Source organism: Gordonia otitidis NBRC 100426 (assembly GCF_000248075.1).
Classification (GTDB): domain Bacteria; phylum Actinomycetota; class Actinomycetes; order Mycobacteriales; family Mycobacteriaceae; genus Gordonia; species Gordonia otitidis.
The window spans coordinates 1-22679 of sequence record NZ_BAFB01000181.1 but is presented as its reverse complement, the minus strand read 5'-3'; the positions used below and the strand labels follow the sequence as shown (position 1 = coordinate 22679).

General features: G+C 66.1%; 21 protein-coding genes and 1 pseudogene. 10 read left to right on the top strand and 12 right to left on the bottom strand.

The window, feature by feature from the left end:
* On the top strand, nt 1-1743 hold a 1743-nt coding region (locus GOOTI_RS17440), incomplete at its 5' end, for a glutamine synthetase III family protein (protein ID WP_007239939.1).
* A gap of 135 nt (nt 1744-1878) precedes the next feature.
* Nucleotides 1879-3504, top strand: coding sequence for a PucR family transcriptional regulator (locus GOOTI_RS17435; protein ID WP_007239938.1), 1626 nt, complete (start codon nt 1879-1881; stop codon nt 3502-3504).
* A gap of 77 nt (nt 3505-3581) precedes the next feature.
* Here the strand turns inward: GOOTI_RS17435 and GOOTI_RS17430 are convergent, their stop codons facing one another.
* Complete coding sequence (locus GOOTI_RS17430) at nt 3582-4286, bottom strand: GntR family transcriptional regulator (protein ID WP_007239937.1); 705 nt, start codon at nt 4284-4286, stop codon at nt 3582-3584.
* Complete coding sequence (locus tag GOOTI_RS17425; protein WP_007239936.1) at nt 4283-4843, bottom strand: hypothetical protein; 561 nt, start codon at nt 4841-4843, stop codon at nt 4283-4285. Before GOOTI_RS17425 ends, GOOTI_RS17430 begins: the two co-directional genes overlap by 4 nt.
* A 98-nt stretch (nt 4844-4941) precedes the next feature.
* Here GOOTI_RS17425 and GOOTI_RS17420 point away from each other — a divergent pair, with 98 nt between their 5' ends.
* From GOOTI_RS17420 to GOOTI_RS17385, 8 genes are all read left to right on the top strand, one after another.
* Nucleotides 4942-6096, top strand: coding sequence for a TIGR03364 family FAD-dependent oxidoreductase (locus tag GOOTI_RS17420; RefSeq protein WP_007239935.1), 1155 nt, complete (start codon nt 4942-4944; stop codon nt 6094-6096).
* Nucleotides 6097-6129: 33 nt separating this feature from the next.
* Nucleotides 6130-6813 carry a phosphonatase-like hydrolase gene (locus tag GOOTI_RS17415; RefSeq protein WP_007239934.1) on the top strand — a complete coding sequence of 228 codons (684 nt, stop codon included), beginning with the start codon at nt 6130-6132 and terminating at the stop codon, nt 6811-6813.
* A 108-nt stretch (nt 6814-6921) separates the two neighbouring features.
* On the top strand, nt 6922-7977 hold the full coding sequence (locus GOOTI_RS17410) for a 2-aminoethylphosphonate ABC transporter substrate-binding protein (RefSeq protein ID WP_007239933.1): 1056 nt from the start codon (nt 6922-6924) through the stop codon (nt 7975-7977).
* 1 nt (nt 7978) lies between these two features.
* Complete coding sequence (locus GOOTI_RS17405) at nt 7979-9157, top strand: ABC transporter ATP-binding protein (protein WP_007239932.1); 1179 nt, start codon at nt 7979-7981, stop codon at nt 9155-9157.
* The gene (locus tag GOOTI_RS17400) at nt 9154-10035 is read left to right on the top strand and encodes a 2-aminoethylphosphonate ABC transporter permease subunit (protein ID WP_007239931.1); all 882 of its coding nucleotides are present in this window, start codon (nt 9154-9156) and stop codon (nt 10033-10035) included. The genes GOOTI_RS17405 and GOOTI_RS17400 overlap by 4 nt, the downstream gene beginning before the upstream one ends.
* On the top strand, nt 10035-10832 hold the full coding sequence (locus GOOTI_RS17395; protein ID WP_007239930.1) for an ABC transporter permease: 798 nt from the start codon (nt 10035-10037) through the stop codon (nt 10830-10832). Before GOOTI_RS17400 ends, GOOTI_RS17395 begins: the two co-directional genes overlap by 1 nt.
* 156 nt (nt 10833-10988) lie before the next feature.
* Nucleotides 10989-12632 (top strand): L-glutamate gamma-semialdehyde dehydrogenase, encoded by a 1644-nt coding sequence (gene pruA, locus GOOTI_RS17390; RefSeq protein ID WP_007239929.1) that lies wholly within the window; start codon nt 10989-10991, stop codon nt 12630-12632.
* Between the two features lie 3 nt (nt 12633-12635).
* Entirely contained in the window at nt 12636-13586 is a 951-nt protein-coding gene (locus tag GOOTI_RS17385) for a proline dehydrogenase family protein (protein WP_007239928.1), read from the top strand.
* A gap of 282 nt (nt 13587-13868) precedes the next feature.
* Here the strand turns inward: GOOTI_RS17385 and GOOTI_RS17380 are convergent, their stop codons facing one another.
* From GOOTI_RS17380 to GOOTI_RS17335, 10 genes and pseudogenes are all read right to left on the bottom strand, one after another.
* A complete protein-coding gene (locus GOOTI_RS17380) occupies nt 13869-14888 on the bottom strand; it encodes a carboxylesterase family protein (protein ID WP_051998001.1) in 1020 nt (339 codons plus the stop codon).
* 176 nt (nt 14889-15064) lie between these two features.
* Nucleotides 15065-15616: a hypothetical protein gene (locus GOOTI_RS17375; protein ID WP_007239926.1), complete on the bottom strand. Its 552-nt coding sequence runs from the start codon at nt 15614-15616 to the stop codon at nt 15065-15067.
* Between the two features lie 10 nt (nt 15617-15626).
* A complete protein-coding gene (locus tag GOOTI_RS17370) occupies nt 15627-17234 on the bottom strand; it encodes an AAA family ATPase (protein ID WP_007239925.1) in 1608 nt (535 codons plus the stop codon).
* 74 nt (nt 17235-17308) lie between these two features.
* Entirely contained in the window at nt 17309-18187 is an 879-nt protein-coding gene (gene catA, locus GOOTI_RS17365) for a catechol 1,2-dioxygenase (protein ID WP_007239924.1), read from the bottom strand.
* A gap of 52 nt (nt 18188-18239) precedes the next feature.
* Entirely contained in the window at nt 18240-18524 is a 285-nt protein-coding gene (catC, locus tag GOOTI_RS17360; RefSeq protein WP_007239923.1) for a muconolactone Delta-isomerase, read from the bottom strand.
* 21 nt (nt 18525-18545) lie between these two features.
* Nucleotides 18546-19649 carry a mandelate racemase/muconate lactonizing enzyme family protein gene (locus GOOTI_RS17355; protein WP_007239922.1) on the bottom strand — a complete coding sequence of 368 codons (1104 nt, stop codon included), beginning with the start codon at nt 19647-19649 and terminating at the stop codon, nt 18546-18548.
* Nucleotides 19646-20584, bottom strand: a complete 939-nt coding sequence (locus GOOTI_RS17350; protein ID WP_007239921.1) for a LysR family transcriptional regulator — start codon at nt 20582-20584, stop codon at nt 19646-19648. Before GOOTI_RS17350 ends, GOOTI_RS17355 begins: the two co-directional genes overlap by 4 nt.
* Before the next feature lie 417 nt (nt 20585-21001).
* Nucleotides 21002-21643 carry a 3-oxoacid CoA-transferase subunit B gene (locus tag GOOTI_RS17345; protein WP_007239920.1) on the bottom strand — a complete coding sequence of 214 codons (642 nt, stop codon included), beginning with the start codon at nt 21641-21643 and terminating at the stop codon, nt 21002-21004.
* Nucleotides 21640-22458, bottom strand: a complete 819-nt coding sequence (locus GOOTI_RS17340; RefSeq protein ID WP_007239919.1) for a CoA transferase subunit A — start codon at nt 22456-22458, stop codon at nt 21640-21642. Before GOOTI_RS17340 ends, GOOTI_RS17345 begins: the two co-directional genes overlap by 4 nt.
* A pseudogene (locus tag GOOTI_RS17335) lies at nt 22455-22679 on the bottom strand (3-oxoadipate enol-lactonase); the annotation flags it as partial. The gene GOOTI_RS17340 and the pseudogene GOOTI_RS17335, both read right to left, overlap by 4 nt.

Sequence of the window (22679 nt, the reverse complement as noted above, 5' to 3'; positions counted from 1 at the left end):
GAGGCCCGCGGCTACACCGGGTGGGACGTGACCAGCCCGGCGTACATCCTCGAGAACCCGAACGGCAACACCCTGTGCATCCCGACGATCTTCATCTCGTGGACCGGTGAGGCCCTCGACAAGAAGGTGCCGCTGCTGCGCAGTCAGCAGGCGATGAGCAAGCAGGCCATGCGTGTGCTCAAGCTCTTCGGTCACGAGGACGTCGACACCGTTGTCTCCTACGCGGGCCCCGAGCAGGAGTACTTCCTGATCGACCGCCACTTCTACTTCGCCCGACCCGACCTGATGACGACGAACCGGACGCTCTTCGGCGCCAAGCCGTCCAAGGGCCAGGAGTTCGACGATCACTACTTCGGCGCCATCCCCGACCGTGTGCTCGCGTTCATGATCGAGCTCGATCGCGAGCTGTTCAAGCAGGCCATCCCGGCCAAGACCCGCCACAACGAGGTCGCTCCGGGACAGTTCGAGATCGCGCCGGTCTTCGAGCGCTCGAACATCGCCCACGACCACCAGCAGCTCATGATGACCACGATCAAGAAGGTCGCCGAGCGCTACGGCATGGTCGCGCTGCTGCACGAGAAGCCCTTCGCAGGCGTGAACGGATCGGGCAAGCACGTCAACTTCTCGATGGGCAATTCCAACCAGGGCAACCTGCTCAACCCCGGCGACACCCCGCACGAGAACGAGCAGTTCCTGGTGTTCTGCGCCGCGATCATCCGCGGTGTCCACAAGTTCGGCGGACTACTGCGCGCGTCGATCGCCTCGGCATCGAACGACCACCGCCTCGGAGCGAACGAGGCTCCCCCGGCGATCATCTCGATCTTCCTCGGCGAGCAGCTCGCCGACATCTTCGACCAGATCGCCAAGGGCGGCGCGAAGGAGAGCAAGTCGACGGGCGTCATCGAACTCGGCGTCGACACCCTTCCGCCGTTCAAGGCCGACGCGGGCGATCGCAACCGCACCAGCCCGTTTGCGTTCACCGGCAACCGATTCGAGTTCCGCGCGCCCGGTTCCAACCAGTCGATCGCCGATCCGATGATCGCGATCAACGCGATGCTCGCCGATTCGCTCGAGTACGTCGCCGACTTCCTCGAGAAGGAGAAGGAGGCGGGCACCGAGTTCCACGGCGCCGTCCAGAAGCTTCTCGAGGAGATCATCACCGAGCACGGCAAGGTGGTCTTCAACGGCAATGGCTACTCCGACGAGTGGCAGGAGGAGGCGGAGTCGCGCGGACTGCTCAACCTGCGCACCACCGTCGACGCGATGGCACAGTACGACCTTCCGGAGATCAAGGAGGTGTTCAGCAAGTACGGCATCCTGTCCGAGCGCGAGCTCGAAGCACGCAAAGAGGTTGTGCTCGAACAGTACTCGCTGGCACTCCTCGTCGAGGCGAAGGAGACCCTCGAGATCGCCAAGACGATGATCCTGCCCGCCGCAACCCGGTACATGGGTGAACTGGCGAGCACCGCGGCAAGCCTCAAGGCCGCCGGAATCGACATGGAGACCCCGGTGCTGGCCACCATGACCGGCAAGGTGAGCGAACTCAACGCCGCGATGGATGCGCTCGAGGCGGCCATCGACGGCTTCCACGGCGACACCGTCGAAGCGGAGTCGGAGTACGCGCTCGGCTCGCTGATCCCCGCGATGACCGGCGTGCGAGAGGTGTCGGACGCACTCGAGAGCATCGTCGCCGACGACCTGTGGCCGCTTCCGACCTACAACGAGATGCTGACCATCCTCTGACGATGAGCTGAACCGGGCACCGCCTGGCAACGCGTGGTGGGCCCGCCCGGACATGTTCCCGGCGGGCCCACTGCCGTGACAGCCCCCACTCGCAAGTAAGCCGATCAGCCAAGCGCACGCAGTATCTTTGTCCACATGGACGAACCCGGAATCGGTGTGGGGCGCCTGCTGCTCGCGCTCGACGCGACGCTGGCGTCACTTGCGGCCGCACCCCGCGGCCTCGACGTCGCGATCGCCTCGGTCGCACTCATCGACCCGGATGACCTGCACCTGCCACTGCACGCCTCGGCGCGCGACGCCGACCTGTTCCTCATGGTCGGCGTCGACGCCGACGATGTTGTCGGGTGGCTCAGCGGACTCGGCCCCCGGATGCCCGTCGCAGTCATGCTCAAATCGCCGTCCCCCGCAGCGGTCTCGCACATCGCGGATCTCTCGGTCGCGGTCATCGACGTCGACCCACACGCGAGATGGGAGCGTATCTACCGCATGGTGCTGCGGGTCCTCGACGCCTCGGAATCCGCTCAGCTCGGCGCCGAGTCGATGCAGGCGGGTGGCATCGGCGACCTCTTCGAACTCGCCGCCGAGGTCGCCCGACGCACCGGTGGCCTGGTGAGTATCGAGGACGCACGCTCGCACGTGCTCGCCTACAGCAGCGCCGGTGACGAGGCCGACGAACTGCGTCGGCTCTCCATCCTCGGACGCGAGGGACCACCGGAGATGCTCGCGTGGTTGCGTCAGTGGGGCGTACTCGACGCACTCCGCACCACCGAGGCGCTCGTCTCCGTCGACGAGCGGCACGAGCTGGGTCTGCGCCCGAGGTTGGCCATCTCGATCCGCGCCCCGCACGCAGACGGAGTCGGCGACTACCTCGGCGCCATCTGGTTGCAGCAGGGTCGAAGCCGGTTCGCCGACAACACCCCCGACATACTTCTGGGCGCCGCTGCCGTTGCCGCCCGGATCATTTCACGACGCCGCAGTGCGGGCAGCGGTCATGACGAGCTGGTACGCAGGCTTCTCGGGGCACGCGGTGACACGATCGACGCCGCATTCCTCGGTGCCCAGCTCGGTATCGCACCCGACGTCGATGTGCTGGCCGTCGCATTCGGCGGCTTGCTCACCGACCCGACCGTTTCCACCCCGATGCCCGCGATGGTCTCGGCACTCACGTTGCACGCCAGCGCTTTCAGCCCGTTGTCGGTGACGACGACCATCGGCCCGCGCGCCTACGTGGTACTTCCCGCCGCCGAACAGGAGGCGACCGTGGCGTGGGCCCGCTCAGCGGTTGCGGCGGCCCGGCGACAGTTCGGCGTCGGTGCACGTGCAGTCGTGGCAGGCCCCGCGACGGGACTCGCGTCTGTGCCGACGGTTCGGATGCAGGCCGATCGTGTCCTCGACGCGGCACAACGCGAATCCGACCTGATCGAAGCCGTCACGACGGTGTCGGCGTCGACGACGGGAGTACTGCTCGGCGAGATCGTCGCCCTCATCGAGGACAATCCCGAGTTGATCGACGCGCGCGTTCTCGACCTCGCGCAGCGCGACGAGGAATCCGGCAGCGACCTGACGAGATCATTGCGCGCCTATCTCGACCATTTCGGCGACGTGCGGGCCGCAGCCACCGCCCTGCACGTCCATCCGAACACGTTGCGCTATCGAATCCGCCGCATCCAGGAACTGACCGGCATGGACCTCGACGATCCGGCGACAAGGCTCGTCGTCGCCCTCACGTTGCGGGTACCCCGCACCCCGCCCGCTGGTTGAGCTCACTACCCAAGCCGCTGGTTGAGCCCGGCGCGAGCGCAGCGAGCATCGGTGCCGAAACCAGCACACCCGCCCACTCACTCCCGCAAGGTGGCCTGGAACGCTATACGATCGCCGCGGAACAGCGACCAGACCACCTCGATCGGCTCGCCGTTCTGGTCAAGGGATCGTCTGCGCAGCATCAGCATCGGCATGGCGGTCGTCGTCTCGAGCAGGCGCGCCTGCCGTGGACTCGGCAGTGCCGTCTCGATTCGCTCCTCGGCGCTGGCGAAGGTGACCCCCTCGGCACGGATCGCTGTGTACAGCGACGTTTCCGGGTCGAAGGTCTCATAGAAGTGCCCGAATCGCCCCACGGGCAGAAACGTGCTCTCCAGGCCGAGCCGCTGACCGTCGGCGAGCAGCACACGTTCGAGGTGCATCACGGTCGACCCCGGCGCCACGCCCAGCCCGGCACAGACCGATTCGTCCGGTACGACGTCGTCGAACGAGATCCGGATACGGCTCGGCACCCGACCGAACTGTCGTGCGCCCTCCGTGTAGGACTTCAACGACAACGGCTGCACCATCTTCGGCGCCGACACCACGGTGCCCCGCCCCCGACGTTCGATGCGCCCCTCGACGAGCAGTTCCTGCAGCGCCTGACGTACGGTCTCCCGTGCCACCGAAAACCGTTCGGACAGCGCGCGTTCGGAGGGCACTGCGTCACCCTCCGCGAGCCCGGTCAGGACGCTCTCGAGTTCGGCACGCACGCGTAGGTACTTCGGCTGGGCATCGGTTGTCATCGGCGTTCCTCGGATGGGTCGACGCCGCGAGCCCGCGCATCGACCACGCGGCGCGCCACCGCGACCACGTCGTCGATCGTGAGTGCCGCCGCGCCAGGGGTTTTGGCGGCGTCGTCGAATCGACGCAGGGCGAGGGCCTCACCCCACCAACGGTGGGTGGTCCATTCGGGGCCGACACCGCTCGCCCCGCCCTGTAGCGCAAGGGAGTCGATCGACGTCGCACTGAGTCCTTCGCCGTAGCCGGGTTCGGTGGCCACCAGCCACTTCTTTGCTGCAACATGCGAGCCGGCGAGCCATCCGACACGCTCGCCGAATCGCGGGGTCAGCCAGGTCCTGGCATCAGTGTCGTGACATCCGGTCGATCGGACGAGCGGACTGTGGCCGACGTCGTGCAGGGCCGCAGCAAGGACCACTTCGTCGTCGCACGACGCGCGCAGTGCTTGCCACCCGGCCTGCAGCGCGTGGTCGAGCTCGTCGACGGCCTCTTCGTCCCAGACGCCCCGCAGCGAACGCAATACGCCGTCGAGTTCAGCGGGGGCATTCGCATCCGGCAGCATGCGATTCATGCTACTCAATTCGGTCTAGACCAAGAGTTAACCCAGTGTTCTCCGAATTGTCGTCGTTTGGTCTAGACCAATGAGTCAGACTGGTCCACATGAAGTTGATCATCGTCGGAGGCGGAATCCTCGGCACATCTCATGCACTGGCAGCCGTCGAGCGTGGGCACGACGTGCTGCTCATCGAACGCGAACGTGAAGCGCGCGGCGCCACGGTCCGCAACTTCGGCCTTGTCTGGGTCTCCGGCCGTTCCTCCGGTGAACTCGCGGCGGCGCAACGCTCCCGCGATCTCTGGGAGAAAATCGGCACCGACGTCCCCGGAATCGGTTTCCGGCCGTGCGGCTCGATCACACTCGTGCGCACCGAAGCCGAGTTGGCCGTGGCGGAAGAGACTGTGGCACGCGCGGATTCCACCGAGCGTGAGTTCTCGCTGCTCGATCCCGCCGCGGTCCGCGCACTCAACCCCGCACTGCGCGGCACCTATGTGGCCGGGCTGCACTGCGCACGCGACGGCGCTGTCGAGTCCAGGGTGGCGCTGCCCGCCCTGCGCGCCTTCCTCGCCGCCACAGGACGTTTCGAGTTCCTCGGCGGCCGCGAGGTACGCACCGTCGAGTCGACCTCCGGAGGGGTGCGGGTGACCGACGACCGAGGCGTGACCCACCACGCCGACCAGGCGATCGTGTGCACCGGCGCCGCACACGCCGGGCTGCTGCGCGACCTCGTCGGCGAGGAACCGCCGGTGCGGCGCGTTCGCCTGCAGATGATGCAAACCGCCCCACTCGACGAGAAGCTGACGACGGCCATCGCCGACGGTGACAGCTTCCGCTACTACCCCGCGTTCGCGGGTGACGCACTCGATCACCTCGCAGGCATCCAACCCCAGACTCCTCTGGCTGCAGGCAATCACATGCAGCTGCTGTGCGTGCAGCGGCTCGACGGCGGACTCACCATCGGCGACACCCACGCCTATGACCGCACCGCCGACGGCGACGACGCCGACGTGTTCGGATTCGATGTCACCGAGGAGCCCTACGAGCATCTCGTCGGTGTGGTGGAGAGCCTCCTCGGGCGTTCGCTGCCCCCGATCGCCCGCCGCTGGGCCGGGGTGTACTCGCAGTGCCTCGACCCGACGCAACTGGTCTATCGACATGAGACCTCCCCCGGTATCTGGGCGGTCACCGGCCCGGGAGGCCGCGGTATGACGCTCGGACCGGCCATCGGCGAGCAGACCGCCGACCTGATCAACCTATAGACCCCCGACACCATCTTCTCGAAGGAGAATCCCTTGTCCGACAACCAGATCACCCTCGCTGCACTCGACATGGCAGGCACGACGGTCGCCGACGGCGGCACTGTCCTCGCCGCATTCGACGCCGCGGCCGCCGCCGTGGGCCTGCCCACCGAAGGCCCGGAACACGACGAGATCCGACGCTACGTCCTCGAGACGATGGGACAGTCGAAGATCATCGTCTTCCGTCATCTCGTCGACGGTGACGAAGCCCGCGCGCAGGCCGCGAACGCCGCCTTCGAGAAGGCCTACGACGCCGCGATCGTCGACGGCGCTGTGGCGCCCATCGACGGTGCGGCAGAGGCGATCTCCGAGCTCCGCAACGCGGGGATCAAGGTGGCACTGACCACCGGTTTCAGCGCATCGACCCAGAAGCTGCTCATCGATTCGCTCGGCTGGCACGACATCGCCGACCTGGTGATCGCGCCGTCGGAGACGCTGCGTGGACGCCCGTACCCCGACATGATCCTGTCGGCCCTGATCACCCTGCGCGTCGACGACGTGCGTCAAGTGGCAGTACTCGGCGACACCGCCAACGACATCACCAGCGGCATCCGGGCAGGCGCGGGCATCGTTGCCGGCGTGCTCACCGGAGCACACGACGAGGACGCTCTACGCGCTGCAGGCGCGACCGATGTCGTCACCGATATCCGCGCTGCCGCAACACTATTCCGCAACTGATCACCCCACCGACACCTCAACTCGACGCTCCATCCATCCCTCCGCGATGTGCTGCATCGGCGCACACAACGCATCTCGTTCACGTCATCACTCCCAGGGGGTTCCCTCATGCGCTTGTCCCGACTCACCCGCTCGTCGACGCGGGCCATCGCCCTCGCCGCAACGGTGGCAGCGGTCACGCTGACCGCTGCGTGCGGCGGCACCGGATCGTCGGATACATCCGACGGCAACTCACTCACCGTCTACACCGCCGACGGCCTCGGCTCGTGGTACAAAACCGAGTTCGCCAAGTTCAAGGACCAGACCGGCATCGCGGTGAACGTCGTGGAAGCCGGTTCGGGCGAGGTGGTCTCACGTGTCCAGAAGGAGCAGTCCAATCCGCAGGCCGACCTGCTGGTGACGCTGCCCCCGTTCATCCAGAAGGCCGACGCGGACGGGCTGCTCGTCGCGAATGGCGCCGAAACCTCGGGCGTCGACCCGTCGGCCATCGGACCCGGCGGCAACTACGTAGCGATCGTCGACAACTACCTCTCCTTCATCCGCAACCCGTCTGCGCAGCCTGCTCCCGCGTCGTGGAACGACCTGCTCGACTCGCGCTTCAAGGGCAAGATCCAGTACTCGACGCCGGGCCAGGCAGGTGACGGGACCGCCGTTCTGCTCCTGTTGCAGCACTTGATGGGCAAGCAGGGCGCGCTCGACTACCTGGCCAAGCTGCAGTCGAACAACGTCGGGCCGTCGAGTTCGACCGGCAAGCTACAGCCCAAGGTCAGCAACGGCGAACTCCTTGTCGCCAACGGCGACGTACAGATGAATCTGGCGTCGATACGCGACGACGGCTCGAAGTTCGACCTCTTCTTCCCCGCGATGCCCGACGGATCGCGCACCACGGTGTCGCTGCCGTACTTCGCCGGAATCACCAAGGGCGCACCGCATGCCGACCAGGCCAAGAAGCTTCTGACGTTCCTGCTGTCGAAGGACGTGCAGAACACCGTCGGACCCGACGCCCTCGGCGTCTCGGTACGCACCGACGTCACGGCCCCGACCACCTCCCCGAGCCCTGCCGCGACCATTGCGGGCGTGACCATCTGGCGACCGGATTGGAAGTCGGTGCTCGGTTCACTCGATTCCGACGTCGCCGCGTACCAGAAGGCGACGGGCAGCTGACATGGCCCGTAATCCCCTGACACGCAGAGCAGTACAGACCGACGACATCGAGCCTGGGCGTGCCGGTGCGGTCGCCACCCAGCCCGCCATCGCGTTCGACAGGGTGTCCGTCACCTACGGGCGCGGCAAGAATGTCACCGACGCGTTGCGCGACTTCACCCTGCGGGTGCCACGTGGCGAAACCGTCGCCCTGCTCGGACCCAGTGGCTCCGGCAAGTCGACGGCGCTCAAGGCACTGGCCGGATTCGTCCGTCCGACGTCGGGACGGGTTCGGCTGTCCGGCAACGACATCACCGACCTTCCCCCTGCGCGCCGCGGGATCGGTGTGGTGGTGCAGTCCTACGCACTGTTCCCGCACATGCGGGTTCGCGACAACGTGGCCTTCGGACTGCGGGCACAACGAGTGCCCAAGCGGGAGATCGGCCAACGCGTCGACGAAGCGCTGTCCATGGTGAGCATGTCCGACTACGCCTCACGGCTGCCGCGGGAACTCTCCGGCGGCCAGCAGCAGCGGGTCGCGATCGCACGCGCACTGGCGATCCGGCCAGACGTGTTGCTGCTCGACGAACCGCTGGCGGCTCTCGACGCAGCGCTACGACAGTCGATGGTCGGCGAACTGCAGCGCCTACGAGATGCGCTGCCCGACACCACGATGCTGTACGTGACACACGATCAGACCGAAGCCCTGGCGCTCGCCGACAGGATCGGGGTGATGCGCGACGCGCAGTTGGTCGACATCGGTACCACCGAGGAGTTGTGGACTCGTCCGCCGTCGGGATTCACTGCGTCGTTCCTCGGTGGCGCAAATCTCCTGCCCTGCCGGGTGGGCCGGGTGTCAGGCTCGACAGCGCTCGTGGAGGTCGGCGACAAGATGCTGTCGGCCGCCGCCCCCGATCCGGTATCACGCTGGACGCCGGGACTTCCGGCACACCTGTGCATCCGCCCGCACGAGATCGAGGTCACCGCCGCCGGCGCACACCGATCGTTGCGCGCGCGGGTCACCTCGTCGGTCTGGCGCGGTGCCTCGACGCGACTGACGCTCGCCGTCGACGGTCTGCCCGACCAACTCGTCGACGCCGACGTCGCGGGCCGCGCCGATCATCCGGTCGACGAGGTCGTCGGCGTCAGGCTGCCCGATCCCGCGGGCACCCTCGTCGACACAGCGGGAGGCCCGCGATGACCTCGGCAACGCTCACCGACCCTGCGCCGCCGACGACCCCACCGGTGAATCCGGCGCCACGTCGGATCTCTGCAACGGTATGGGCGCTTCCACCGGTCGTGATCATCGTGGTCATCGCGGTGTACCCCCTGATCCGGATGCTCGCCGAATCGGCCGGCGGACAGGGGCAGAGCACCTGGAGCGCGGTGCTGGGCAGCGAGGTGTTCCTCCGTTCGCTGGGCACCACGGCGTGGATCGCTGTGGCATCGACGATCGGTTGCGTCGTACTCGGCACCTTCCTGTCCGTGGTGCTGGCTTTCGTCCCATTCCCCGGATCACGTCTGGTTGCCCGCATGATCGACACCGTGCTCGCGCTACCGTCGTTCCTGATCACCCTGGCGTTCACGTTTCTGTACGGGTCCGCGGGAGCGGTCAATTCGGCGATCGCCGCGATCACCGGCGAACGGCCACTGCACTTCCTCACGACGCCGTGGGGTGTGATCCTCGCCGAGATCACCTTCTTCACACCGTTTGTCGTGCGCCCCTTGCTGGCGTCGTTCGCGGTGATGTCGACCGATCAACTCAATGTCGCCGCCTCCCTGGGTGCTTCACCGCTGCGCGTACTGCGCTCGGTGATCCTCCCTGAGGCATGGCCCGCACTCGCAGCAGGCGGCAGCCTGGTCCTGCTGTTGACGCTCAACGAGTTCGGCATCGTCGCGTTCACCGGCGCCAAGGACGTCACCACGCTCCCGGTGCTCATCTACACCCGCGGGATCGTCACCTTCGACCTACCAGGAGCCGCCGTGATCGCCACAGTCCAGGTCGCGTTGTCGCTGCTGCTCTACGGTGCGTACCGCTTGCTCTTCGCCCGTGTCACCACTCGTCGAGAGAAGATCTGATGTTGTTCTGGACCCGCACCAGCCGGATGATCACCTGGATCGTCTTCGCCGTCGTCGTGCTCGTGGTGTTCGTCGCACCGATCGCCACCGTGGTGATCGCCGGCTTCGCAGGCTCCTGGACCGGACCGCTGCCGTCGAACCTCGGCTTCGCGCACTTCGGCGACGCGATGTCGGGAGAGAACCTGGCGTCGCTCTCGGTCAGCCTGCAGACGGCGTTCATCGCCGGTGTGATCGCCCTGATCCTCGGCACCTGGGCCGCGTTGTCGTCGCGGGAGGCACCGGCCCCGGTACGTCGCTTCACCGACGCGGTCTTTCACCTGCCGATCGCCGTGCCGTCGGTTGCGGTCGGGCTCGGACTGCTGATCAGCTTCAACGCCAAGCCGCTGCTACTCGGCGGTACCCGCTGGATCGTCATCGTGGCCCACACCGTGCTGGTCCTCGCGTTCGCATTCAGTGCGGTCTCGGCTGCGCTCGAACGCCTCGATCCCGCGTACAAGCAGGCTGCGGAGTCGTTGGGGGCGAGCCCGCTGCGCGTCCTGACCCGCATCACCCTGCCCATGCTGACACCAGCGCTCGGCGCGGCAGCCGGACTGGCGGTCGCCCTGTCGATGGGCGAACTCGGCGCCACGGTGATGGTGTATCCGGCGACCTGGAAGACGCTGCCCGTCACCATCTTCGGTCTCTCCGACCGCGGACAGGTGTTCTCCGCCGCAGCGTGCACAACCGTCCTGCTGGCCACCACGCTGATAGCGCTCTCGATTCTCGGAAGGATTCGCACGCGATCGGCCGCACGCTGACCGTCACACCGCGAGAACACCTCCTCGGCACACACTCTGGGGCGCGCCTACCGCAGTCGGTACGCGCGCCCCTCTTGGCCGATCCGATAACACATCGGGCTTTGATTTGGTCAACTGGATATGTTCGTAGTCGACGCGGTCGGCTGAACTGGGTTGATGGACGCCATCACCACACCCCCACGCCCGGCCAACGAGCCGGTGCACACCTACGCCCCCGGCACCCCCGAACGCGCACGCATCGTCGACGAACTCGCCAGACAGTCGTCCGCCGACCCAACCGAACTGCCGCACATCATCGGCGGGTCCCCGCACATCGGCGACGGCGAACGCATCGACGTCGTCCAACCCCACGCGCACCGCGAGGTGCTCGCCACGATGACCAACGCGACCCACGACGTCGCGCGCTCGGCCGTCGACGCGGCGCTCGCCGCCGCCGACTCGTGGGCACACACGAGTTTCGACGACCGCGCGGCCATACTGCTGCGCGCAGCGGACCTGCTCAGCGGTCCGTGGCGCGAGAGGCTCGCCGCCGCCACCATGCTCGGACAGTCGAAGACGGTGCAGCAGGCCGAGATCGACGCGCCGTGCGAACTCGTCGACTTCTGGCGGTTCAACGTCGAGTTCGCACGCGACATCCTCGCGGAACAACCGGTCTCGTCGCCGGGGGTGTGGAATCGTCTCGATCATCGACCGCTCGACGGATTCGTCTACGCCGTCACACCGTTCAACTTCACGGCCATCGCCGGAAACCTGCCGACCGCGCCGATGCTCATGGGCAACACCGTCGTCTGGAAACCCTCACCCACCCAGGCCTACTCGGCCTACCTCACCATGAGGCTCCTCGAAGCGGCCGGACTCCCCGCCGGCGTGATCAACCTCGTCAACGGCGACGGACGCGCAATGTCCGACGTCGCGCTCACGGACGAGAACCTCGCAGGCATCCACTTCACCGGCTCCACCGCGACCTTCCAGCATCTCTGGCGAGAGGTCGGAACACACATCGACCGCTACCGCAGCTACCCGCGACTCGTCGGCGAAACCGGCGGCAAGGACTTCATGGTCGCCCACCGGTCCGCCGATCCCGACGTGTTGCGCACTGCTCTGATCCGCGGCGCCTTCGAGTACCAGGGCCAGAAGTGCTCAGCGGCCTCGCGTGCCTACATCGCGCGTTCGGTGTGGGACCGCATGGGCGACGATTTCCTCAGCGAGGCAGCAGATCTGCGCTACGGCGACGTGCGTGACCTGTCCAACTTCGGTGGTGCTGTCATCGACCGCCGCGCCTTCGACAAGCAGGTCGCGGCGATCGATCGTGCGAAAACCGTCGCATCGATGACCGTCGCGGTCGGCGGACAGTGCGACGACAGCGAGGGCTATTTCGTACGACCGACCGTCCTGCTCGGCGACGACCCGTCCGACGAGGCGTTCTCCACCGAGTACTTCGGACCCATCCTCTCGGTCCACGTCTACGACGACGCCGACTTCGACTCGACGCTGCGCCTGGTGGATTCGACCGCCCGCTACGCGCTCACCGGGTCGATCATCGCGAACGACCTCGCAGCGGTGTCAACGGCGTCGGACGTTCTGCGCAACGCCGCCGGAAACTTCTACATCAACGACAAACCGACAGGCGCCGTCGTCGGACAGCAACCGTTCGGCGGCGGACGGGCGTCTGGCACCAATGACAAGGCGGGTTCGAAGGCGAATCTGATGCGCTGGACGTCGACGCGCACGATCAAGGAAACGTTCGTGCCGCCGACTCATTCGTCGTATCCGCACATGACGACAGAGACAGGTGAGTAGACGATGAGTACACTCTTCGATTCCGTTCTGCGCCCGGTGATCACGCGCGCAGCCGCCAGCGAGCGGATCAAGGCGACCTCGCAACGACTGCCGATCACCGAGCGCGTCGTCGATCGTTTCGTCGCGGGTGAGACCGAGCCCGATGTCCTCGGCGCGATCACGACCGCGCTCGACAGCGGGCTGTCGGTGACCATAGACCATCTCGGCGAGGACACCACCGAGGAGTCGCAGGCGTCTGCGACGGTGGCGGCGTATGTGTCTCTCATCCAGCGGATGTCGGCGTTCACCGCTCCACCAGGAGCGCTCGAGGTGTCGCTGAAACTGACTGCTCTCGGACAGTGTCTCCCCCGGCACGGACGCAAGATCGCCGAGGAGAACGCGCACACCATCTGTGGTGCGGCCGCAGCCGCAGGCGTGCTGGTGACCGTCGACGCCGAGGATCACGGGACAGTCGACGAACGGCTGGACATCGTTCGCACCCTCCGCGCCGACTATCCCGATCTGGGGACGGTTCTGCAGGCATATCTCCGTCGCACCGAAGACGATTGCCGCGAGTTCGCGGCCTCCGGCGCCCGTATCCGACTGTGCAAGGGCGCCTACGCCGAACCGGCCTCAGTCGCCTACCCCGAACGCTCCCTGATCGACGAGGCCTATCTACGCTGCCTGCGAATCCTGATGAAAGGCAACGGGTATCCGATGGTGGCGAGCCACGATCCGACGATGATCTCCGCGGCAGCACTCATGGCGATTGAGTTCGGTCGCGACCCGGGAAGTTGGGAACACCAGATGCTCTACGGAATTCGGACCGACGAGCAGCGGCGCCTCGCCGCGACGGGAGCCACCGTGCGCGTCTACATCCCGTACGGCCAGGAGTGGTACGGCTACTTCGTACGACGCCTCGCCGAGAAGCCCGCGAATCTGGGATTCTTCCTGCGCGCGTTGACGTCCGGCTGAGTGAGTCGGCCTCCAGCCGCTGGTTGAGCCGAGCCCCCAACTGCTGGTTGAGCCGAGCCCCCAACTGCTGGTTGAGCCGGGCCCCAACTGCTGGTTGAGCCGAGCCCCAACTGCTGGTTGAGCCGAGCCCCCATCTGCTGGTTGAGCCGAGCCCCCATCTGCTGGTTGAGCCGGGCCGAAGCGCCAGCGCAGGCCCGAGTCGAAACCAGCACCCCCGCCCCAGGCTTCGACGCGGCAACTCGCTCACTCTCGCGCCGGCTCAACCAGCGGAAGCAAAGCCATCTACGTCGCGGATCGCTGCTGGTCGAACAACCAGTTGCGTGCTGCCGTAAGCCGATAGGCGGGTTCGAACGACGCCATGTGCTCCATCGAACCCGCGCTCGGATTTGCCTGGAGGACAGTTCCGGCCTTGAAAGTGACAAAGTAGTCCGTCGCGTGCTGGGCGAACAGTTGGGTCGACGCTGCCGCCGTCTGATCACTGTTCCACGTCGCGTCCCAGGTGCCAGAAGCATACGGGACCTTCGCGGCCGCCAGCATCTGTTTGACCTCGCTCTGTCCAGTCGTCGCCTTCGTGTCACCAGCCGCCGTCACGTAGAAGAACTTGCTCTTCGTCAGACCCTGGATCTCGGAGATGTCCCACTGCCCGGAAACGAAGTACTCCGCCGCGAACAGATCGGGATTCTGAGCAGCCATGTACAGCGACATCATGGCTCCCATGGACTGGCCCGTCGCATACATTCGGGCCGAGTCGACGCTCTTCGTCTGCTGGATATGCGACACGAGACCGGTGGTGGTATTGATCCACTGCGTGGTTGTCTGCGATCCGTTGTTGTCGTCGATCGTGACCTCGGGGTACTCCGGGACCACGACGATGGCCTGGTGTTTTGCTTGCTCTTGCGGACTCGCCCAGATCAGCGCCCCATATTGCGAAAGGGGCGTCGTCACTGCCTTGCCGACAAGACTCGAGTCACCGATGTAGAGCACCAGCGGGTACTTCTTGGAAGGGTCGTACCCTTCGGGAAGAAAGATGTTATACGGCAGCGTCTTTCCGGTCTTGGCGTCGGTGTAAGTGGCCTGCGTGAACTTGCTTCCCACTTCCTTCGACAACGTCGACACCGGGGTTGTCTCCAACCCTGCATCGAGCCCAGAGGCGTCGGTAGCCGAACTCGACACTGCCGAAGCAGACGAGGAGGTTCCAGACGAGGAGGAGGTGTCAGTTGAACACGCGGAAACGATGGTCACGGTGGTCAGCAAGGCGATGAAATAGCGGAACGGCTTGGTCAGGCTTCGAGTCGTGGTCACCTACTCAGTCTCGACTCTCCTCCTGTGAACCATCTCGACGTCGACTGTGCGTTGACGTCCGGCCGGTAGGTTGCCGGTGTGGGACGCCCCCGCTTCCGCGTGGTACTCCGCTCAGAACGCCGATTCCTTTCCGCTCGTTGAGCCGGGCACTCTCCCCTGGCTCAACCAGCGGGGGTTCACCGCAGCGGTTGCGCGCGCGTAACCTGTGCGGCGGCGCGGGCAGCGTCGAGTTCGATATCGGTGATGATCGAGGCCGTGCCAAGTCGTAGTGTCCCCGACGTCAGTGGCTGCGCCCGCAGCCCGCCGCGACCGATCAGCGCCTTGCGCACACCGTCACCCGCCATCGCGTCCATCCACGAGCACGGGTGCGCCGGGCGCCCGCCACGAAATCGCACAGGTCCGTCTCCGGTGTCGATGCTGAACTCGCGGCCCCGTAGTGGATCGAGTTCCAACCCGCGGACCACCACGTTGCGCCGCGCCACCACCGGATCGACCTCACCCGCGGCCACCTCCCACGCCTCGAGCGCCAGGAACGTCACCGCAGCCTCGGTGTGCGCACGGACCCCGAAGAACCTGTCGCCGCGAATCCCCTTGTCCGCCACGATGTCCACCGCCTCCGGAGAGATGGTCACCACGTCGCCGGCCGGGCCGTCCTTGGGCCGCCCGAAGTAGGCGTGGGCAGGCGAGACGACAAACGTGACGATCTCGATGTCGTACTCGAACTGCATGCCCTCCAGGCTACTGCTGCACCTGTCGCTCGCTCTGGGGCACGTAGCGCAATCCGCGGAACACCGCGCTGCTGGCGAAGACCGACGCGTCGAGCTCGACGTCGCGATGCCGCGCCATACGCAGCGCGAGGCGCAGCAACATCTTGATGTCGCGCGGCGTGATGTCGGGAAAGCCGCCGACGAGGTCGTCGAGCAGATCCTCGCCGAGGATCACGTCGTTGCCGGCTGCGAGGATCTGCCAAACCTGCCGCGCGTCCTTCGGGCCGGGTGGCGCGTAGGAGATGATCGCAGCGCACCGCGCGAGGATGGCCTCGTCGACGCCGTCGATGCGGTTGGTGGTGAGGAACAGCAGCCCGTCGAAATACTCTAGGGTGCGCAGGAATTCGGCTACGATCGCGTTCTGGGCTAGGTCGAGCCCGCGCTCCATGACGAAGACGTCGGCTTCGTCGAGCAACAGCACCGCATCCCACCGCTTGGCGCGGTCGAAGATCACCTCGAGGTTCTTGCGCACCGATTCGGCGGTGATGCCCAGTGAGCCGGAGTGGATCGAATACAGCGGTCGGCCTGTGACTTCCGCATACACCTCGGCGGTCAGCGTCTTGCCGACGCCTGGCCGTCCCTTCGCGAGGATCACGTTGCCCGCCGACTTGCCGTCGATGATGTCGCCGGTGAACACAGAGATGTCGGTGGTGAGGATGTTCAACAGTTCGCGCTGATCGTCGGGCAGCACCAACTTGTCCTGTAGATGCGCGTCGTAGGTGTACTCGGTGAGGTCGGCGGTGTTGACGTCGAGGAAGTCCTGCGCGCCGAGGTCGAACACGCGGACCGCCGTGGTGACGGGCACGGGACCGAAGTCGTCCCCGCCGTAGCGGGAACCGTCGTAGAGCACCGAGGCCGCGACCATGCGCAGCGGTGCGATCTCGTCCGGCGCGACGTCGTGGACCACCTTGCGATTCTTGCGCGCGTTCGGTGAGCGGTAGTCGTCGGCGCGCATCACTGTGCCTGTGAACGTGTACTGCTGCCCGAAACCGGTGTCGATGATCTGCTGGTAGCGATCCCGACGCGCCTCATACTCGGCCTTGAGGTCGACACTCTCCTTGTAGGCGCCGCCCGCCAGCAGCACATCGGCCGGTGTCTTGCCGACAACTTCGGTGTCTTCGAAGTAGAGGACCCGCGGCTTACGCGAGGGCCGCTTCACGGTGGCGTTGTCGGCTTCGGTCGTGAACTTGATCCGGGGGCCGTGGGTGCGATCGCCGTGCTCGAGCGAGATGTCCATGACCAGATACGGGTGGAGGTAACCGTCCGATTCACGCACGTAGAGCCAACCGTCGATCATCTCGTGTCGAAGGAATGTACGGAACACCTCGACGGCGGCGTCGAGATGGGGAATGGCCGGGAAGTCGCCGGAGCGTGCCGAAGCAATCGCGGCGACCGCGCGGGCGAACGAGTCCTCTCCGGTGTTCTCCGCGGTCACGATCAGGTCATCGAGTGCGGCGTCGCTGAGATCGCGGTCGGAGATGGCGATCTCTGGGGATCGCCACGAGGAAGCCTGGCTGCGCACGCGTGCCAGGTCGTCCGACGACGTGTTCGCGACGAGTGTCGTTGGCGCAACCAGCATTGTCGACCTCCGATGGTCGGCGATCGGACGCTCCGCAGTGGACGGGGCGTCCGATCGCAGTCGGGATGGAACTTTCAGGCCTCCGGATCGAGAACGAAGTCGTACTCGACGGCGACGCCTCCCTCGACAGGTTGCGGATCGAGCATCAGCTCCGGCTTGACCGCCGAGGCGATGTCGTCGTCGTTGTGCGGGTCGCCGGGGAAGTAGAGCTGAGTGGTGATCAGTTCATATCCGGGCGCGCTCACCTTGAAGTGCAGGTGTGCGGGCCGCCACGCGTGCCAGCCCGCGGCCTCGATGAGCTGCCCGCACGCACCATCGGTGGGGATCTGGTACGGCGCGGGCTGCAGGCTGTGGATCTCGAACCGCCCCTCGTCGTCGGCGACCCAGGTGCCACGCAGGTTCCACTCGGGAAGGCCGGGAGCGAACTGCGAATAGAAGCCGAGGTCGTCGGCATGCCAGAGCTCCAACCGGGCACCCGACAGCGGCGTACCGTCCACGGCGCGGACCTGCCCGGAGAACACCATCGGGGTTCCCGGCTCGTCGTCGCGCATGGGAATCGTGCCATTCCAGGGCAATTCGGGGGAACCCTCGATGTAGTAGGGGCCCTCGATGGTGCCCTTGCTGCCCTCGCGGTGCTCGTTGGCGACTTCTTCTACGGAGTGCTCGAGCCACACGTCGAGGAACAGCGGCCACTCGCCGTCCTCGCCGACCTTGATCAGCCACGCCTTGAGAGCGTTGTACTCCGCGTAGCTCACGCGGTCTTCGAGGATGATGTCGTTGAGCGCCTTCACCGCTTTGCTGGCCAGATAGTCGACGCGTGCCGTGTCGACCACGCCTGCGCGGGGACCGCCGGTGGACATGCGCTCACGGAATCGAGCCGAGGCGTTCGCGCCCGATTCCGATGCCTTTGCGGTGACTTCAGCGTCGAAGCTGGCGTCCATGGCTTTTGTCATGATGGGTACTCCTTGTGCGATGGCCGGAAGGCTGCACTGCGGGTGGGGCCGGTCAGCCCGCAGCGATATCTGATGGGTGGGTGGCAAGTGGTGTCACCCGGATGGCCATGTAGGGGAACAACGGGAGGCCGGACAGGATCGTGTGGAGCTCGTCGTTGTCGGCAACGTCGAAGATGGAGATGTTCGAGTACTCGCCGACGATGCGCCAGATGTGTGGCCACGTGCCTTTCCGTTGCAGCTCTTGGGAGTACGCCTTCTCCCGTGCCACGGTCTCGGCCCTGACATCAGGATCGAGGTCGTGCGGGATGTGGACGTCCATGCGTACGTGGAAAAGCATCTGTGTCTCCTGAAAACCGCGTCAGCGGTCGAGTCGGTAGCGGGTCAGCTTGTCGGGATCGATCTCGACGCCGATGCCCGGCGCCTCGGAGCGGTGCAGCACTCCTTCGGAGATCTGCAGTGGTTCGGTGAGCAGATCGTCGCTCATGTCGAGGAAGTTGGAGAGTTCGCCCGCCTGCCGCGAGGTCAGTTCGAAGGCGGTACCGAACGCCAGTGTGCATGCGGTGCCGAGCTGTCCGTCGATCTGGTTGCCCATCACCACCTCGATGCCGAGACCTTCTGCGAGGTGGTGGACGCGACGTGATCGGGTGAAACCCGTTCGCGCCGTTTTGATGCTGATCGCCGTCGCCGATCCCCCGAGTATCTCGCGGGTCACGTCGGCGGGGTCGGGAACCGATTCGTCGGCGATGAACGGAACGTCGAGTCGTTCGACCAACCACCGTCTGCCCTGCACATCGTCTGCGGGACAGAGCTCTTCGGCGAACAGCAGTCCCAGGTCGGCCATCTCGGTCATGGCGCGCATGGATTCCGACGCCGACCAGCCGCGGTTGCCGTCGACGTACAAGTCGATGGCGTCGCCGAAACTCTCGCGCAACGCCCGCACGACGGCGGTGTCGAGGGATACCGGTCGACGTCCGACCTTCACCTTGAACGTGGTGATGCCGTAGGTGTCGCGCATCCTGGCCGCTTCGTTCACCATGACCGACGGCTCGTCGAACCCGAGCATGTGACTGACGCGCATCCGATCGGTGTAGCCGCCCAGAAGATCGGCGACCGAGAGCCCGAGCACCTTGCCGAGTGCATCCCAGATCGCCATGTCCACTGCGGATTTGGCCGTGGGGTTACCGACGGTGCGGGCGAGTCGCTCGGTGACCACTTCGCGTTCGAGAAGCGTGAGTCCGATGATCTGTGGCGCGAACACCTTGGTGATGACCGCGACGATGCCGTCCTGTGTCTCCCCGTAGGTGAAGGGACGCGGTGGGGCCTCGGCGACACCGACGATCCCCTCGTCGGTGTGCACGCGTACGAGCACGTGCTCGGCGGCATGGACTTCACCGGACGCGAACCGCAGCGGCTTGGAGTACGGGATGGCGAACGGAATCGCCTCGACCTCGGTGATTTTCACGATGTGGCTCCTTGAGCGGAGAGTTCGGGGGCTGTGTCATGCCGACGGGTCGCAGCGGACCCGAATGCTGCGGTGATCACGTCGGAGACGGTGGCCACGAGTGGGTTGTCGTCGTCGGCACGCCATGCGAGAGCCACCTCGATGGACCCGGCATCGGTGAGATCACGTACGACGACGCCCGCCGACGACAAGGAGCGCACGGACCCCGGCAACACCGCGACGCCGAGTCCCGCTGCGACGAGCGCGAGCAACACGGGCGTACCCGACGCATCATGGGCGCGCTGCGGAGCGAAACCCGCGCTGCCGCAGGCGCGCAGCACAGCATCGTTGACCGCGGAATCGCGACTGTCGTACATGACGAAGGGCTCACTGCGCAGATCTGACAGCGCCACAACGGGTTCGGTTGCGAGACGGTGATCGGAGGACACGACGAGCACCAGCGGTTCGACGTCGATCGTGTGGACCTCGATGCCGTCGCCCGCGACGGGCGGACGCAGGAGGCCGAGATCGATATCGCCTGCCTCGAGGGCTTCGCGCTGGACAGGTGTCAACATATCGGCCGAAATCGACAGCTCGACGTCGGGCAACTGTTGCTTCACGGCGCGGGCGATGCGCGGCAGATGAGAGAAGGCCCCGATGCCGGTCAACCCGAGACGCACCAGTCCGCTGCGCCCCGCAGCGATACGGCGAACCTCCTCGACACATCCGTCGACGTCGGCGAGGATGCGTTCGGCCTCGCCCTTCAGGTAGTGCCCGGAGGGTGTCAGCGAGACCTGTCTGGTGGTGCGGTTGAGCAGCGTCACGTCGAGTTCCGCCTCGAGCTGGCGGATCGCGTAGGACAGTGCCGGCTGCGCCACGTGCAGCAACGCCGCAGCCTGACCGAAGTGACAGGTCTCGGCGACCGCAGCGAAATAGCGGAGATGCCGTAGCTCCATGTCACCACTCCTCTCGTGCCAACTCCCCGGACGAAGCGAAGGCTGAGTCACTCCCCTGGCGCCATGTGACTGCCGCCACTTCCGGGATCCACGGTAGGAGCCTGATCCATACAAGACAAGGACTCATATTCGCGTGATTGATCGATGGTGTCGATCAATTGGACGGTGGTGGCAAGAGTCCTCATGTGACGGTCAGAGTGGCGGGTCAGCCTGTAGTGGGGGCGCGTGCTGTCAAGCGGCTCGCGGGGTGCGCCGCAGGACCTAGTGCACGGGGCCACGACCGCGCGCAGAAACTAAGGGAAGGAGCCTTTCCCCTAGATCCACACCCCTCCCCGCCAAACAACACGCGGAAGGAGACGAAACCCGCGGAAAGAACCCTTCCCCTACTTTTGCACCGGCGCCGCAACGCCGCCGAACCTACGCGGTCACCTGTGTCCGCACCGGCGCACCGGTCTTGGCCTCGACGTCGGCCAGCTCGACGCCCGGCGCCAGCTCGACGAGATCGAATCCATCGCCTGCCACGTCGAAGACCCCGAGGTCGGTGATGACGCGACCCACGACCGCACGTCCCGTCAGTGGAAGCGAACAGTCGGCGACGAGTTTCGGGTCGCCCTTCTTGGTGACGTGTTCCATCAGCACGATGACGTGTTCGGCACCGTTGACCAGGTCCATCGCACCGCCGATGCCCTTGACCATCGCGCCCGGCACCATCCAGTTCGCGAGGTCGCCGTTCATGGCCACCTGCATCCCACCGAGTACGGCGACGTCGACGTGACCACCGCGGATCATCGCGAAACTGGTCGCCGAGTCGAAGAACGACGCCCCGGGAAGCGTCGACACGGTCTGCTTACCCGCGTTGATGAGGTCGGGGTCGACATCCTCGTCGTAGGGAAACGGGCCGACACCGAGGATGCCGTTCTCGGCATGCAGGGTGATGCCCGAGTCGTCGGGCATCTGGTCGGGGATCAACGTCGGCAATCCGATACCGAGGTTGACGTAGTCGCCGGGACGCAGCTCTTGTGCTGCGCGCGCGGCCATTTCGTTACGAGTCCAGCTCATGATGTCGCCTCCGCTGCGCCGACCGCCGCGGGATGCGGGCGGGTTGTCCGATGTTCGATACCTTTGTCGACCGCCTGCTGCGGTGTCAGTTCGACGACGCGCTGCACGAAGATGCCGGGCAGGTGCACCTCGTCGGGATCGAGTTCGCCGACCTCGACGACTCGTTCGGCCTCGACGATCGTGATGCGTCCCGACATGGCCGCAGGCGGGTTGAAATTGCGTGCGGCGGCGTGGAAGCAGCAGTTGCCCGCGGTGTCCACCACGGCTGCCCGGATCAGCGCGTAGTCGGTGATGATCGATTCCTCGAGCACCATCTGCTTGCCGTGGAACGTGCGCACCTCTTTCGGAGGCGACGCCAACGCCACCGAACCGTCGGAGTTGTACCGCCACGGCAGGCCGCCCTCCTCGACGGGTGTCCCCACGCCGGTCGGTGTGTAGAACGCGCCGATTCCGCTGCCGCCCGCGCGCATACGCTCGGCGAGAGTTCCCTGCGGGGTGAGTTCGACGGTCACCTCTCCCGCGAGGAACTGTCGGCCGAACTCCTTGTTCTCACCGATGTAGGAGGCGATCACCTTGTCGATCCGACGCGCCTCGAGCAGCAGGCCCAGGCCTGCACCGTCCACGCCGCAGTTGTTCGACACGATGGTCAGGCCACTCGCACCCTGCGCCAGCAGGGCGTCGATGAGGAACTTGGGGATCCCGGAGAGTCCGAAACCTCCGACCGCGAGACTCGCGCCGTCGGGGATGTCGGCCACGGCGTCCGCGGCCGAGTCGGCCACTTTGCTGTACCGCGCAGACGGATTCGCGTTGGTCATGAGTGCTCCAGGTGTTCGAGAAGAAGGGATGTGATCACTTGCGGCTGTTCGGCATTCGCCAGATGGGCCGCGTGCGCGACCACCTCCAGACGTCCGCCGGGTACGGCGTCGACGATCGCGGCGAGGCGCTCGGGCGGTGTGGCGGGGTCGTCGGTTCCCGCGACGGCGAGTGTCGACGCCTTGATCGAACCGAGGTCGTCGCGCACGTCGGCGGTTGCCAG